Source organism: Vibrio sp. D173a (assembly GCF_030248475.1).
In genome coordinates this window covers 18318-33421 of record NZ_JAHGAH010000115.1, presented here as the reverse complement: position 1 = coordinate 33421, position 15104 = coordinate 18318, and the positions used below count along the sequence as shown (strand labels likewise).

At 47.6% G+C, this 15104-nt stretch carries 10 protein-coding genes; 5 read left to right on the top strand and 5 right to left on the bottom strand.

Annotation, left to right across the window (positions count from 1 at the left end):
- Nucleotides 1-236: 236 nt before the first annotated feature.
- From recG to KIV40_RS13040, 3 genes are all read left to right on the top strand, one after another.
- Nucleotides 237-2318: an ATP-dependent DNA helicase RecG gene (gene recG / locus KIV40_RS13050; protein ID WP_285349586.1), complete on the top strand. Its 2082-nt coding sequence runs from the start codon at nucleotides 237-239 to the stop codon at nucleotides 2316-2318.
- A gap of 233 nt (nucleotides 2319-2551) precedes the next feature.
- Entirely contained in the window at nucleotides 2552-4537 is a 1986-nt protein-coding gene (locus KIV40_RS13045; RefSeq protein ID WP_285349585.1) for a S9 family peptidase, read from the top strand.
- Nucleotides 4538-4789: 252 nt separating this feature from the next.
- Nucleotides 4790-6181: a uracil-xanthine permease family protein gene (locus KIV40_RS13040; RefSeq protein ID WP_050904723.1), complete on the top strand. Its 1392-nt coding sequence runs from the start codon at nucleotides 4790-4792 to the stop codon at nucleotides 6179-6181.
- A gap of 78 nt (nucleotides 6182-6259) precedes the next feature.
- On the opposite strand, the gene envZ is transcribed toward KIV40_RS13040, so the two are convergent.
- Entirely contained in the window at nucleotides 6260-7552 is a 1293-nt protein-coding gene (envZ, locus tag KIV40_RS13035; RefSeq protein WP_041057249.1) for a two-component system sensor histidine kinase EnvZ, read from the bottom strand.
- 124 nt (nucleotides 7553-7676) lie between these two features.
- Complete coding sequence (ompR, locus tag KIV40_RS13030) at nucleotides 7677-8396, bottom strand: two-component system response regulator OmpR (RefSeq protein WP_005430151.1); 720 nt, start codon at nucleotides 8394-8396, stop codon at nucleotides 7677-7679.
- A gap of 214 nt (nucleotides 8397-8610) precedes the next feature.
- Here ompR and greB point away from each other — a divergent pair, with 214 nt between their 5' ends.
- Entirely contained in the window at nucleotides 8611-9096 is a 486-nt protein-coding gene (gene greB, locus KIV40_RS13025; protein ID WP_009707958.1) for a transcription elongation factor GreB, read from the top strand.
- 72 nt (nucleotides 9097-9168) lie between these two features.
- On the opposite strand, the gene KIV40_RS13020 is transcribed toward greB, so the two are convergent.
- Nucleotides 9169-11052: a RimK/LysX family protein gene (locus tag KIV40_RS13020; protein WP_103413695.1), complete on the bottom strand. Its 1884-nt coding sequence runs from the start codon at nucleotides 11050-11052 to the stop codon at nucleotides 9169-9171.
- 209 nt (nucleotides 11053-11261) lie between these two features.
- Between KIV40_RS13020 and KIV40_RS13015 the strand changes: the two genes are divergently transcribed.
- On the top strand, nucleotides 11262-13583 hold the full coding sequence (locus KIV40_RS13015) for a Tex family protein (RefSeq protein WP_285349583.1): 2322 nt from the start codon (nucleotides 11262-11264) through the stop codon (nucleotides 13581-13583).
- Nucleotides 13584-13707: 124 nt separating this feature from the next.
- Here KIV40_RS13015 and KIV40_RS13010 read toward each other — a convergent pair whose 3' ends face one another.
- Together KIV40_RS13010 and bioH are read right to left on the bottom strand one after the other, a co-directional pair.
- Nucleotides 13708-14172 carry an ATP-dependent Lon protease gene (locus KIV40_RS13010; RefSeq protein WP_285349581.1) on the bottom strand — a complete coding sequence of 155 codons (465 nt, stop codon included), beginning with the start codon at nucleotides 14170-14172 and terminating at the stop codon, nucleotides 13708-13710.
- Nucleotides 14173-14307: 135 nt separating this feature from the next.
- A complete protein-coding gene (gene bioH, locus KIV40_RS13005) occupies nucleotides 14308-15072 on the bottom strand; it encodes a pimeloyl-ACP methyl ester esterase BioH (protein ID WP_285349579.1) in 765 nt (254 codons plus the stop codon).
- Nucleotides 15073-15104: the final 32 nt, after the last annotated feature.

The window sequence follows — 15104 nt, the reverse complement described above, 5'->3', positions numbered from 1 at the left end:
CGGGATTCGGGATTCGACTCTATTTTGCCTTTCTGGGGACAAGTTCTGTCAACTATTTCTATACTTAAGCTTCTTTCAGTCAATACCCCAGTGCACACATCCCGATTCCCAAAGCGAAGCGTTCTCGAATCTCGGAGCGTAAGCGTTCCCATATCCCTTTCTCTAACTTAATCCTGTACAAAAACACAGCTTAGTGGTTAACATACTGCTATGTTAACTATTTTCTTGAGCCCACTATGTCTGCCCAAATGTTATCTGCTGTTCCTTTAACTTCTCTGTCTGGAGTTGGCGCTAAAGTCGCAGAAAAACTCGCCAAAGTTGGCTTACATAGCGTTCAAGATCTGCTGTTTCATCTTCCTCTTCGTTACGAAGATCGCACTCGCATTTACCCAATCGCCAAACTGCATGCCGGACTTTGGGCGGCGGTACAGGGCAAAGTCATGGCTGTCGATACTACTTTCAGCAAACGCAAAATGCTGACGGTAAAGATCAGCGACGGCAATGGCACCATTACCCTACGCTTTTTTAACTTTACTGCCGCGATGAAGAACAATTTCTCGAATGGTAAGTTAGTACACGCTTACGGTGAAATTAAGCGTGGCGGTATGGGCTTAGAAATTGTTCACCCTGACTACAAGTTTTATGTAAGTGAGCAAAAGCCGGATGTGGAACAGAGCTTAACTCCCGTTTATCCAACCACCGATGGGTTGCGTCAAATCACTTTGCGTAACCTGACGGAACAAGCTTTATCACTCCTCGATAAAGCCGCAGTGCAAGAGTTGCTGCCTTCCGGTTTGTACAATCACCAGATCACCATGTCGCAAGCATTGCATACGATTCATCGACCGCCTCCAACCATTAATTTGGATGAGTTTGATGAAGGTAAACACCCAGCTCAAATTCGTTTGATCATGGAAGAATTACTGGCGCAGAACCTCTCTATGTTGGCAGTGCGCAGCAAAGGACAACAGGACGTTGCATTGCCTTTGGCGTCGTGTGACTCGCTGAAAAAGCAACTACTGGCTCAATTGCCCTTCTCGCCGACCAATGCTCAAGCACGAGTGGTTAAAGAAATTGAAGCTGACTTAGAAAAAACGCACCCAATGATGCGCCTTGTTCAAGGTGACGTAGGCTCGGGGAAAACTTTAGTTGCCGCACTCGCAGCAGTCAGAGCCATTGAACACGGCTATCAAGTCGCTTTAATGGCACCGACCGAGCTGCTCGCCGAACAGCACGCGATTAACTTCGCTAATTGGTTCGAGAGAATGGGCATTCAGGTCGGTTGGCTGGCGGGCAAATTGAAAGGTAAAGCCAAAGAAGCCGAACTAGCCCGAATTGCCAGTGGTGAAGCACAAATGGTAGTGGGCACTCACGCCCTTTTCCAAGAGCATGTTGAGTTTCATCATCTTGCTTTGGTCATTATTGATGAACAGCACCGCTTTGGTGTCCACCAGCGCTTAGAGCTACGCGAGAAAGGCGCGAAACAAGGCGCTTATCCACATCAGCTCATCATGACAGCAACACCGATTCCGCGAACGTTAGCCATGACAGCTTATGCTGATTTAGAAACGTCGGTGATTGATGAGTTACCACCGGGTCGAACACCAATCCAGACGGTCGCGATTCCAGACACCAAACGCGATGATATTGTCGAACGAGTGCGCAATGCTTGCTTAAACGAAGGCAAGCAAGCGTATTGGGTATGTACCTTGATTGATGAGTCCGAAGTCTTGGAAGCTCAAGCCGCCGCTGACACTGCAGAAGAGCTGCAACGTAAACTGCCTGACGTAAGAATTGGTCTCGTACACGGACGAATGAAGCCCGCAGAGAAGCAAGCCGTGATGCAGGATTTCAAAGACAACAAGCTGCATTTACTGGTCGCAACGACTGTGATTGAAGTTGGCGTGGACGTGCCCAATTCCAGCCTGATGATCATCGAGAACCCAGAGCGTTTAGGTTTAGCTCAGTTGCACCAGCTTAGAGGTCGTGTTGGTCGAGGTTCAGTGGCGAGCCATTGTGTGTTGCTGTATCACTCACCACTATCAAAAACCGCCCAAAAACGTTTAGGCGTATTGCGAGAAAGCAACGACGGCTTCGTGATCGCACAGAAAGACTTAGAGATTCGTGGACCGGGTGAGCTTCTTGGCACCAAACAAACTGGCTTGGCAGATTTTAAAATTGCCGACTTAGTGCGAGATCAGCGCTTAATTCCAGAAGTTCAACGCATTGCACGTTACATTCATGACAACTACCCAACGAATGCGACCGCAATTATTGATCGTTGGTTAGGCGAGCGTGACATTTATTCTAAGGCGTAAGCTCTTCTTTTCTCACCGACCCTCGCTCCATTAATAAATCTTATTAAAGACACCGTTCTGTAACGATTGGTTTCGCATACATTCATTGCACCAATGAATATCTCATTTAATAAAAGCTAACTCGACTTTATTCAATAATTACGACAAGTTAGAGCAAGTAAACTCTACATAGAGTTAATACTCCAAGCGGATATAAAACGTCACAAATACACAATGTCATCAAGGATAGATGCATGAAAAAACGTACCTTGCTTGCGGTAACAGCAGCATTAGTTGGCTCTGTACACTCCGCCTCCTTAGCAGCGCAAGATAAACAGAGCGCGATTCTTCAGTCGGCTGAGCTTTTTGCCAAAAGTTCGGCTTACTTTAATCCCAAAATATCACCAGATGGCAAGCACTTAGCCTTTGAATCCAGTATCGATGGTAAAGATGCTTTAGTTATACTCGACAGTAAAACCATGCAACCGAGCAGTGTGCTGCGCTTCTCAGGTAACGAGCAAGTGGGTGATTATTATTGGGTCAACAATGAACGTGTTGTCGCATCCAAAGAATATTTAAAGAGTTGGTCTACTGCTCCTCGCTACTATGGCGAACTCGTCTCGGCCAATGTGGATGGAAACAAATACGCTTATATATTTGGTTATAACCCTCCTCAAACTAGCCGCCTAGTCCGAGCATCTTCTATCGTGAGAGCTTACGGTGATGTCTTAGATATTCTGCCTGAAGACGACCGCCATATCTTAGTTTCAGCTCTTCCTTTCGGTGAATTCAGTTTCAACTTGGAAGCACCAAGAGAGGTGTACCGCGTCAACGTATACACCGGTAGACGCTCGAAGATAACGACAGCACCCATCCCGTTTAGTCGGTTTCTCACCGACCATGATGGTGAAGTTCGCTTTGTTTCAGGTTTGAATAGCAATAACAAAGTCGAGCTTTATTATCGCGTCAACGATCAATGGAAAAGCTCCGATAAATTGGCGGCTTTAAAAAATTTCAAAGAGTTCTATCCTATCTCCTTTGCAGAGAATCAAGATTCCGTTTATGCCGCGATTAGTCAGTCAGGTGAGCCAAGAGCAATCCATCACCTCAACTTAAAAACCGGTAAAAGTACAAAAGTTGCCTCGGATGATACCGTCGATCCGAAGGAATATTGGTTAGATCCAGACTCAAAGCAACTTTACGCCGTCGAGTTTGAAAGTGATTACCCTACTTATGCCTTTGTTGATCCAAAAAACAAACGCAGCGAGTACCTAAAGCAGATCCTAACTTCTCTACCTGGTCATCAAGTTCGCCTAGTCAGTGAGACAGAAGCTGGTGATGCTTACGTCATTATGGCCTTTAACGATAGAAACCCTGGGGATTACTACTTATTTACAACCGAGCCAAAAGAAATTCGTTATCTGTTCTCGGCACGAGAGTGGTTAGACCCAGAGAAAATGGCCGAAGTGAAGCCTTTTGAGTTCACCAGTCGCGACGGGAAAACCATCTCTGGTTATCTGACGTTGCCACCAAATACTGAAGCAAAAAATCTCCCTCTTATCGTCAATCCGCATGGCGGTCCTCATGGTCCACGAGATTGGTGGCGTTTTACCGAGGAGAATCAATTTCTTGCTAACAATGGCTATGCTGTGATGCAAGTAAATTTCCGTGGCAGTGGTGGTTTCGGTAAGCAGTTTGAAGAGGCTGGCTATCGTAAATGGGGAACGAACATTCAATATGACATCATCGACGCCACCAAACACATTGTCGCAGAAGGCATCGCAGATAAAGAACGCATCTGTATTTCTGGCGGAAGCTTTGGCGGATACAGTGCATTGCAATCAGCCACCCTTGCACCTGAGTTGTTTCAGTGCGCCGTGGGCAGTGCCGGTGTTTATGACCTTGAGTTGATGTTCACCGAAGGTGATGTGCCCGATAGCCGCATGGGATTAAGCTTTTTGAAAGAAGTACTGGGAACCGACCCTAAAGTCTGGAAAGCCATGTCTCCAACTCATAATGCAGAAAAGTTGAAAGCTTCTATCCTTCTCGTGCATGGGGGAAAAGATCAACGTGCGCCTATTGAACATTATGAGGCAATGGCTAAAGCACTCGACAAGCTCAACTACCCATACGAATCTTTTGTACTAGACGATGAAGGACATGGCTTTTACAAAGATGAACACCGAGCTAAATATTACGCTCATGTGTTGGGCTTCTTCGATAAGCACCTGAAAAACTAATCTTCCAAAGTAAAACCTTAAAGGCGATAACCATTCCGTTATCGCCTTTTCTTTCCAGCCCAAAGCAAACGTTTGCTTTTTGAATAAATCCCTCTATAATCGCGCTCAAAATTTATGGTGTGCGCTTTGTCACATCAAACCAACCTGAGTTGACACTGATTAACAGCAATCACAGGTCATAACGTCAACTCCACCCAGCACTCCCATTCAGCGAGCTCTGGAGCAAGAATTATTGCGACTAGCGAGACAAACATGACAACTTCAAACCGAACTTCGGAACTGGTCTATCAGTTAAACGATCGTCCACCACTACCTCAGACCATTTTTGCTGCACTTCAGCACTTATTGGCGATGTTCGTAGCCGTTATCACCCCTTCTCTGATCATTTGTCAGTCTTTGGGTGTGCCTGCTGACCAAACCAACACCATCATCAGCATGTCGCTGTTTGCATCTGGCGTGTCTTCCTTTATTCAAATTCGTACCTTTGGACCTATCGGCTCAGGCTTGCTTTCAGTGCAAGGCACCAGCTTCAACTTCCTTGGTCCAATCATTGGTGCGGGTCTTTCTCTTAAAGCCGGCGGCGCGGACATCAGCACCATGATGGCAGCGATTTTCGGTACTATCTTGGTCGCGTCTTTTGCTGAAATCCTGCTATCTCGCGTCCTAGAACACGCACGCCGCATCATTACACCATTGGTATCTGGCATTGTCGTGACGCTTATTGGGCTGACCCTAATTCAAGTGGGTTTGGTATCAATGGGTGGTGGCTACGCGGCAATGAGCGATGGCTCTTTCGGTAGCCTAGACAAGTTAGCTCTCGCTGGCACAGTACTTGGCTTGATCGTAATCCTTAACCGTTCAAAGAACCCATACCTACGTGTTGCATCAATTGTAATTGCAATGCTGGTTGGCTACGTCATGGCGTACTTCATGGGCATGGTCGACACCTCAACACTGGGCGAAACTGACCTCATCGCGCTGCCAATCCCAATGCAATACGGCTTAAGCTTCGATTGGTCGCTGTTTATTCCACTGGTTCTGATTTTCTTTATCACAGCGCTAGAAGCAATTGGTGACATTACCGCAACGTCTGAAGTTTCCGGTGAGCCAGTGAAAGGTCCGGTTTACATGAAGCGAATCAAAGGCGGCGTATTAGCTGACGGTCTGAACTCAGCGATTGCAGCAGTATTCAACAGCTTCCCGAACTCTACCTTTAGCCAAAACAACGGCATCATCATGCTCACTGGCGTAGCAAGCCGTTACGTAGGTTACTTCATCTCAGGCATGTTGGTGATTCTGGGTCTGTTCCCGGGTGTGGCAAGCTTTGTTCAGCTGATTCCTGAGCCAGTGCTGGGCGGCGCGACTATCGTGATGTTCGGTACCATTGCCGCTGCGGGTGTACGCATCATCTCCCGTGTCGACCTCGATCGCCGCGCAATCCTAATTATGGCGCTGTCGTTCTCGATGGGTTTAGGCATTGCACAAAAACCTGAAATTCTGCAATTCATGCCTGAGTTTATTAAGAGTATTTTCTCAACAGGCGTGGCGGCAGGCGGCATCACCGCTATCGTATTGAACCTATTGCTTCCAGAGAAACTGGAAGAGGAAGACGAGCTGGTTGCTCAAGAGGTAAAAGAGTCCTAACCTTGCACTAGGATGATCGAAAAGCCCAACCAAACTTTGGTTGGGCTTTTTTATTGGAATCAATTGGTCAAAGAAAGCTTACTTGGTTGGGAAGCTGATTTGCGCACTTAACCCACCTTCACTGCGGTTACGTACCACAACCGAGCCAGAATGCTGGCTAACGATACGCTTCACAATGGCTAATCCTAAGCCTGTCCCTTCACTGCCACGAGCAGTATCACCACGAGTAAAAGGTTCAAACAAGCGTGCGATTTGTGATTGCTCAATGCCTGGACCATTGTCTTCAACGCAAACCCATACCAGCTGTTTGTCGGCGGTGACGCCCGTACTGATTTTCACCCAGCCATTGCCATAACGCAGAGCATTGACCACAAGGTTACTCACCGCACGTTTGATAGCGATCGGGCTGCCTTTTGCGGTTGGCATCGTTGGGTTGAGGTCAGTTTCAATTTCGACTTCATAACCCCCTTCCGACGTTGCTACATCGCTGGTGATGGTATTGATGTCTACTTGCTCAAACGACTCTTTGTTTACTGGTTTGAGGTAGTCCATAAATTGGCTGATGATCTCGTTACACTCTTCGGTATCACTGATGATGCCCTCGGCTAGGTAACTGTCTTCTGGCGACATCATTTCTGTCGCAAGACGAATACGCGTCAATGGCGTACGTAAGTCGTGGCTGATGCCTGCCATCAGTAGTGCACGATCTTCTTCCAGTTCTTGAATGCCTTTCGACATCTGGTTAAATGCGCGAGTTACAGAGCGGATTTCTGAAGCACCCTTCTCTGGCAATGGTGGCGGAATTTCACCTCGACCTACTCCTTTAGCGGCTTTCTCCAGCGCAATCAAAGGTCGATTTTGCAAACGGATAAACAGCCAACCACCAGCAATGATAAGCAGCGCCATGATTAAGCTATTGCGAAACAGCGGCGCAAAATCTTCTTCTTGCAGCTCAGAGAGCGGAATACGGATGATGGAGTTCGGCAACTGATCGATACGCATCCACAGAATGTAGCTTTCACTGCCAAGCAGCAAACGCACTTCCGTTGGAGAGCCGAGCTCTTGCGTCATCTCTTCCGACATCAAATCAATCGACATCGCATGATTGAACTCATTCATCATCTCGCTATCAACGCTGTGTACCGTCACGCCCAAGTTTTCTAACAGTTGGTGGCGCAGCGGCGCATCAGCCTTGAGTAGGCCATCTTCATCAAGCACCAGATTCAATTCATGAGCGAGAATTTTGTTGAACTGCTGCAAACTTGGCATCAACGCGTAGTTAAAAACGGCGTAGTAAGAAAAGACTTGGCTAGCGAGAAGCAAAGAGATGAACAGCAGAATAGATTGTGTAAATGAACTTCGGATTCGCATGGAGGATCCCTAATGGACTGTTCCTAGTGAACAACATTAATTGCGAGTTTCCAGCCCTCAAACAGGAAGGAGGCTTGAGGGTGGAATATGAGCAGCGAGTATTATCGGCAGACCTTAGAGGTACTTACGCTTCTTTGCCGTCTGGGACGAACACGTAACCTAAGCCCCATACCGTTTGGATGTAGCGAGGCTTGCTTGGATCGTCTTCTAGCATGCGGCGTAAACGCGAGATTTGAACGTCGATAGAACGTTCCATCGCCGAGTATTCACGGCCACGAGCCATGTTCATCAGCTTATCACGCGACATCGGCTCACGAGCGTTGGTCACAAGCGCTTTCAGCACCGCGAATTCACCCGAAGTCAGTGGCATCGCTTCGTCACCACGGAACATTTCACGCGTACCTAGGTTCAGACGGAAGTCACCGAATTCAACCACTTTCTCTTCCGTGCTTGGCGCTCCTGGTAGTTCAACCGTTTGGCGGCGAAGTACTGCTTTAATACGAGCCAGCAGTTCACGCGGGTTGAACGGTTTTGGTAGGTAATCGTCTGCACCCACTTCAAGACCAACGATACGATCGACTTCATCGCCTTTCGCTGTCAGCATCAGAATAGGTAGCATGTTGTTAGCATGACGTAGACGACGACAAATCGATAAGCCATCTTCGCCCGGCAACATTAAATCCAACACCATAAGGTGGAAGTTTTCACGGGTCAGAAGGCGGTCCATCTGCTCGCCGTTAGCGACACTTCTCACCTGAAAACCTTGCTCAGAAAGGTAACGCTCCAAAAGAGCACGCAAACGAGCATCGTCATCAACCACTAATATTTTATGATTTTCCTGCATTGAAACATCCTTTCAGAGGCATCTATAGTCAAAAATGTATCACTGTTTTTTCAAACGTGCTTGTGCAAATTGTTACTCTTTTTATCTTAGCCACGGTTTTGATGAATTTTTTCGATGTTTCACGCCGTTTTTCTTCTCATCACAACAATTTACAGTCAGACAAAATCAAGGCTACTATGATCAACAGAATCCAATAAAGGCTGATTTACTTCTAATGAAAACCAATTTAATTACCCGTGAAGGCTACAATCGCCTAAAAACCGAACTCGACTTTTTATGGCGAGAAGAACGCCCAGAAGTCACCAAGAAAGTCACTTGGGCAGCAAGCTTAGGCGACCGAAGTGAAAACGCTGATTATCAATACAACAAAAAACGCCTGCGTGAAATTGACCGTCGTGTCAGATACTTACGAAAGCGTCTAGAGCAAGTCAAAGTGGTGGATTACTCACCTCAGCAAGAAGGCAAAGTGTTCTTTGGTGCTTGGGTGGAAATTGAGAATGAAGCGGGCGATGTGAAGAACTTCCGCATCGTTGGTCCCGATGAAATCTATGGCGATGCAAAAGGTTATATCTCGATTGATTCCCCAATGGCGCGTGCGCTCCTAAAAAAAGAAGTCGATGACGAATTCGCAGTAAGAACGCCGGAAGGCTACAAAGAATGGTTTATCAATAGTATTCGCTACCAAGCCGAAGAAAACTGATTGAATGACCCAATAAGAAGAAAGCCGCACTCTTTAGTGCGGCTTTTGCATTTTGAATATCAACCTTGAAGGTTACTCTTCGTAGTCAGGTTTCTCGGTCACAATGTAGTTGGTATCGCTGGCAACGATCGCACCGTGCTTCAAGAAGTTCTTACCTAGAATCATGCTGTAATGGAAGCGGCTACGATCTTGCAAGTTAACGCGAATCTTCTTCTCTAGTTCGCCAAGCTTGACGTGCATTTCCACCACAGGACGTACGTTGGCTTTCTCACCTTTCTTGGCTTTAATGCGCATCACGTCAACAACGGGCTTGGTAAATTCTTTCTTCATACCGCTGTCGTTCTCGTAAGTGAAGCTCACCATGTCTTTGCCATCTTTCTTGAACTGTTTGATGTTCTTGGCATTAATCGAGCTCACATCAGCGCCAGTATCCAATTTCACAGGGAAAAACATGCCTTCCACTTCCGCCACTTCAATGTGACCCGCTTTAAACAGTGGGCGCGCATCGAGTAAGTGATCAGCGCGAGTATTCAGCAGCACACCACCTTTCGCCATGTTGTGACCAAACACAAAGAACGGCTGCTCTTGGTCGTCTTTCTCTAAAACATCAATGGCAAATTCGATGCTCTTCTCTTCATCACCAAATAGGAAGTCACCTTCTACTACTGGGCGAACCGAATCACCCACTTTGAGCTTCTTCAATACGCGTTTAGTGATTTTCTCTTCCTTGCCGTTCGCGCTTGGCAGGTAGAAGGTCACTACTTCTTTCTTGTCTTTTTCCGTCAATTCAAAGCCATCCACACGCAACAACGGCGTTTTCACCGCGAAAGTTGGATACGCTGGCAGTACGTGGCCATCAATGTTGACTGACTCTTCTGGCGAGATAACCAGAGGCTTAGATTTCAGCGCGCTCTTAAATGACTTTTCAACACCTCCAAGCAAGTTTTCTTTGTCGGTATCAATCACGAAGTGCTGACTCGCCACGTCTTTGCCCAAACGGATTTGCGAACTAAAACCGCTACGATCACGCAGGTACACCAACCATTGCTGAGTTTCAGTTTCACTCACTTGCACAGGTAGATACACCAGAGGGCGTTCACTCTTGCTGGTTTTCAACATACGGACGAGTGGCAGTGTCATTGGATGACGCTTACCGTTCTCACCTTCTAAAGTGAAGGAGACTTGTTTTTTCTTCTTATCAACTTTGATATTCAGCGCGTGCACGTTGGTGTAACGACTGGTGGTCGAAATGCTTACCTTGTATGGCACGCCTTCAACATTCACCGTTTCTTTTTTACCGATCATCTGCGCCTTTTGTTGCTCTTGCAGGTAATCGTAACCAGCAAACACCCACGCGTTGTTGTCGAGGTAAGTTTTACCAATCAAGATAGGTGCTGAGAATTGAGTACGCTTGGTCAGGTTGACCACGGTATCCACAGTGTGCCCTGCGATGGTCATCGGCATTTTCACTGTCGGACGTAAAATTGGTTTTTCACTGGTACGGCTGCGGATCGCACTGATGCGTTCAAGATCATCGGTGATCTTAATTTCTTTCCCTGTATACGGATGATGAATCGTAAAGCTCACGGTCACTTGGTAGGGTTTGAAGCTGTCTGAATCCCATTTGGCTTTGGTGCCACCAAGATCATCAATAATGGCCCACATCAATTTGTCGTCTTTGAGACTTTTGTATTCAGGGTTGCTACTGCTGACGTGGATGTTTTCAGCGTGCATTGATGTGGTATCGGCACCGGTATCAATCTTACCAATGAATGGAACATCACTTAGCTCAGGAATATCATTGTAGTAGACACTCTCTACTCGTCCCAATACGACTTTATCATCAAGTCGGTAAATCGGATCTTGAGTGGTCGCGGAAAGTGTTTGCGACCAAGCGAGCGGCGTCGCCAATAAGGCACCAGAGAGCGCCAGAGCCAAAGACATTTTCTTCATCATTGTTTTCCGTATGAGCCAAGGTATAGGGTTAGTCGACAACCAAACGTATAAGTTCTCAATTTAATTACAGTTTTGACACAAATCTGACTGATGTCCACCAGCGCTCGGTAAATTTTTGAGTTACTAGTTTAAAACATTGCAAATTCCATGAATGACCCCAATGTTCTATACACAACCAATACCCAAACAGAATTAAAGAGAATACACGGATGAGCCAAGCTATCTGTCGCATGATTGCTCAAGAGCTGAATGTTCGCCCTGAGCAAGTCAACGCTGCTGTAACCCTTATCGATGACGGTAACACGGTCCCATTTATTGCACGTTACCGTAAAGAGGTGACGGGCGGCCTTGATGACACCCAACTGCGTACTCTAGACAGCCGTCTGTCTTACCTTCGTGAACTGGACGATCGCCGTCAGACCATCCTGAAATCGATCCAAGAGCAAGGCAAACTTACGCCAGAGCTAGAACAAGAGATCACTCAGGCAGACAGCAAGACTCGTCTTGAAGACTTGTACCTACCTTACAAACCAAAGCGTCGCACCAAAGGTCAGATCGCGATTGAAGCCGGTCTTGAGCCACTTGCAGACGAGCTTTGGAATCATCCGCAAACTGAGCCAGAAAGCGAAGCTAGCAAATACCTTGATGCAGACAAAGGCGTGGCTGACACCAAAGCCGCACTGGATGGCGCTCGCGCAATCATCATGGAACGCATTGCGGAAGACGCAAACCTGCTAGAGAAAATCCGTGGTCACCTAAACCGTAATGCGGAAATGGGTGCTCGCGTCGTTGAAGGCAAAGAGCAAGAAGGTGAGAAGTTTAAAGATTACTTCAACCACAACGAGCCATTAAGCAAAGTACCATCGCACCGCGCACTGGCAATGCTACGTGGTCGTAACGAAGGCTTCCTGACATTGGCAATGAATGCCGATCCAGAACAGGAAGAAGGCGCGCGTCAGTCTTACTGCGAAACGATTATCGCTGACCACTACGGCGTGACACTTAGCAGCGCACCTGCGGATACGTGGCGTAAGCAAGTGATAAGCTGGGCATGGCGCATCAAAGTATCGATGCACATGGAAACCGAGCTAATGGGCGCAATGAAAGAGCGCGCAGAAATCGAAGCGATTGAAGTATTCGCCACCAACTTAAAAGACTTGTTGATGGCAGCACCGGCAGGTCCTCGTGCAACACTTGGTCTCGATCCGGGTCTGCGCACGGGCTCTAAAATCGCTATTGTTGATCCGACTGGTAAAGTGCTTGCAACCGAAACCATCTACCCTCACCCACCACAAAAACAATACGACAAATCAGCGCAAATCGTTGATCAGCTGGTGCGCAAATACAACGTGGATTTGATCGCTATCGGCAACGGCACGGCTTCACGTGAAACCGACAGCTTTGTCGCAGACGTCATCAAACGTGGCAACCTGAAAGTTCAGAAGATCATTGTGAGTGAAGCGGGTGCATCGGTTTACTCAGCGTCTGAGCTTGCAGCGAAAGAGTTCCCGAATATGGACGTATCTCTACGTGGTGCGGTGTCGATTGCTCGTCGTCTACAAGACCCACTGGCTGAACTAGTGAAAATCGATCCTAAGTCGATCGGTGTGGGCCAATACCAGCACGATGTTAGCCAATCAATGCTGGCAAAACGCCTAGATGCGATTGTGGAAGACTGTGTAAACGCGGTCGGTGTAGACGTGAACACTGCTTCTGCGGCGCTACTGACACGCGTAGCGGGCTTGTCGAGCACCATTGCGCAGAACATTGTCGACTTCCGTGATGAAAACGGTCGTTTCGAAGCACGTACAACCTTGAAGAAAGTACCTCGTTTAGGCCCTAAGGCATTCGAGCAGTGTGCGGGTTTCCTACGTATTATGGATGGTAAGAACCCTCTTGATGCGTCTGCGGTTCACCCAGAAGCGTACCCAGTGGTAAAAGCAATTTCTGAGAAGAACAACAAAGACATCAAAGCACTGATTGGTGATTCAAGCTTCCTAAAAGGTCTGCATGCTGTCGACTACACCGACGATAACTTCGGTGTTCCAACCATTACTGACATCATCAAAGAGCTAGATAAACCGGGTCGTGACCCGCGTCCAGAATTCAAAACGGCAACGTTCGCAGAAGGCGTAAACTCAGTTTCTGACTTGGAACCGGGCATGATTCTAGAAGGCGTGGTATCGAACGTAGCCAACTTCGGTGCCTTCGTTGATATCGGCGTTCACCAAGACGGTCTTGTGCATATTTCTGCACTGACAGACCGCTTTGTGTCTGACCCACGTGAAGTGGTGAAAGCGGGCGACATCGTAAAAGTGAAGGTGATGGAAGTGGACGTGCAGCGTAAGCGCATTGGTTTGTCGATGCGTATGAACGACGAACCGGGCCAAGACAACCGTAGCCAACGCTCATCAGCAGCGCCCCGCCGTAATGACCAACCGCAGCGTCGTCAACCTCGCCGTGATGACTCGTCATCTAACAACGCGATGGGCGGTGCTTTTGCCGCAGCGTTTGCTAAAGCGAAAAAGTAATCTCGCCTAAGCTTCACCATTAATAACGAGGCTTCACCGCTAACGAGCTTTGATAGCTAAAAAGAAAACGCTCCAATCAGTTAATCTGCTTGGAGCGTTTTTATTTGAGTAGGATATTGAGTCGTCATAATACTGCTATCACTTCTGACGGTGTATGGGGCGCGACCGAGTGACCATAATGAAACTTAATCACCTTCCTGCGCTTTTTCATCAATCCCTCTTTGACCGCAGCATCCAAAATGCGCTTAGGTAATCGAAAGCGTATCGCGTAGCCCTTACCCTGATCTTCGCTGTAACTCTTGAGCGCAAGCAAACCAAACAGACGTTCTAGCGTGTCTTCCGGTTCTTCGTGATAACGGGTATCCACCTCGGGTTCCACTTCGTAGTCTGGATGCTCCGATGGGTCCCACGAGGATTGGCGTCGCCGCTTCTCATCACTTTTTACTTTGCGCTCCGCATTGGTTTTCGCCAGTGCGACTGTTGGCGTCACAGGTTCTCGGACTTTATTGTCACGAGCAGCTTGTTCCGTCTGCACATTAACGGATGGGGCGATCAGTGGCACGCTTACGTTAGGCGGTGACACAATCATTGCGAACCCTCCTCAGAGTCGCCCAACTCGTCAATACAGCAAACTCCTCCCGCAAGAAGAGTTCGCTAAAACTTATATCGACCAATTTTTAAGCAGCTTTAGGGCTTTATTCGCTTAGATTTGTAGACTCGCTAATTAAGCGGCAAATTCTCGCACTTGGAGACAAAACGCTTCATGTTCGGTCATGAACGGCGCATGAGAAGATTGGTTGAAAACGAACTGCTGAGTGCTTGGCAACTGCTCACTTAAGTCACTTGCCACTTTGATTGGCACTAAACCATCAAGTCGACCATAAAGACGCAGCATCGGCATAGAAAGGGAAGTCAGCGCATCGCGCAGATCCACATCGGCAAGAATATTCAAGCCAACCAACAATGAATCAGGATTCGGCTGCGGACGCGATAATACTGCTTGCTTGAGTTGCTTAACGTCTTTGCGCGCAGATGGACTGCCCATCGCTTGCAGTGCCATAAAGCGCTCAATAGTGACAGAGAAGTCTTCCAGCAATTGATCGGTGAATGCGGTTAACACGTTAGGTTGAATGCCACGCCAAGGACGCTCAGCGGCGAATTTTGGTGAACTTGCTACCGTGATTAACTTACTTACACGCTGCGGAGCATTAAGTGCAATGTGGGTTGCCACCAAGCCACCTAATGACCAGCCAAGCCAGACTGCTTTCTCTGGTGCGTCTTGCAGAACAAGGTCAGCGATTTTTGCTAAGTCTTCGGCGTGGGATTCTGCGCTGTGTCCGTACCCCGGAAGATCGACCACATGCACTCGGAAATAAGGTTGAAGAGACTCGACGGTCTGCTGCCATACCGCACCATTCATACTCCAACCATGAAGCAACACCAAATCTGGTCCTTGACCAAATGACTGCCAGTGTAAATTCGTGCTCATGCTCTCGTTCTCTCCCACTTATCTTATTCCTT

Excerpts from the sequence above, each read along its gene's own strand:
- recG (WP_285349586.1), top strand. The coding sequence starts at position 237 with ATGTCTGCCCAAATGTTATCTGCTGTTCCTTTAACTTCTCTGTCTGGA.
- KIV40_RS13045 (WP_285349585.1), top strand. The coding sequence starts at position 2,552 with ATGAAAAAACGTACCTTGCTTGCGGTAACAGCAGCATTAGTTGGCTCT.
- KIV40_RS13040 (WP_050904723.1), top strand. The coding sequence starts at position 4,790 with ATGACAACTTCAAACCGAACTTCGGAACTGGTCTATCAGTTAAACGAT.
- envZ (WP_041057249.1), bottom strand. The coding sequence starts at position 7,552 with ATGCGAATCCGAAGTTCATTTACACAATCTATTCTGCTGTTCATCTCT.
- ompR (WP_005430151.1), bottom strand. The coding sequence starts at position 8,396 with ATGCAGGAAAATCATAAAATATTAGTGGTTGATGACGATGCTCGTTTG.
- greB (WP_009707958.1), top strand. The coding sequence starts at position 8,611 with ATGAAAACCAATTTAATTACCCGTGAAGGCTACAATCGCCTAAAAACC.
- KIV40_RS13020 (WP_103413695.1), bottom strand. The coding sequence starts at position 11,052 with ATGATGAAGAAAATGTCTTTGGCTCTGGCGCTCTCTGGTGCCTTATTG.
- KIV40_RS13015 (WP_285349583.1), top strand. The coding sequence starts at position 11,262 with ATGAGCCAAGCTATCTGTCGCATGATTGCTCAAGAGCTGAATGTTCGC.
- KIV40_RS13010 (WP_285349581.1), bottom strand. The coding sequence starts at position 14,172 with ATGATTGTGTCACCGCCTAACGTAAGCGTGCCACTGATCGCCCCATCC.
- bioH (WP_285349579.1), bottom strand. The coding sequence starts at position 15,072 with ATGAGCACGAATTTACACTGGCAGTCATTTGGTCAAGGACCAGATTTG.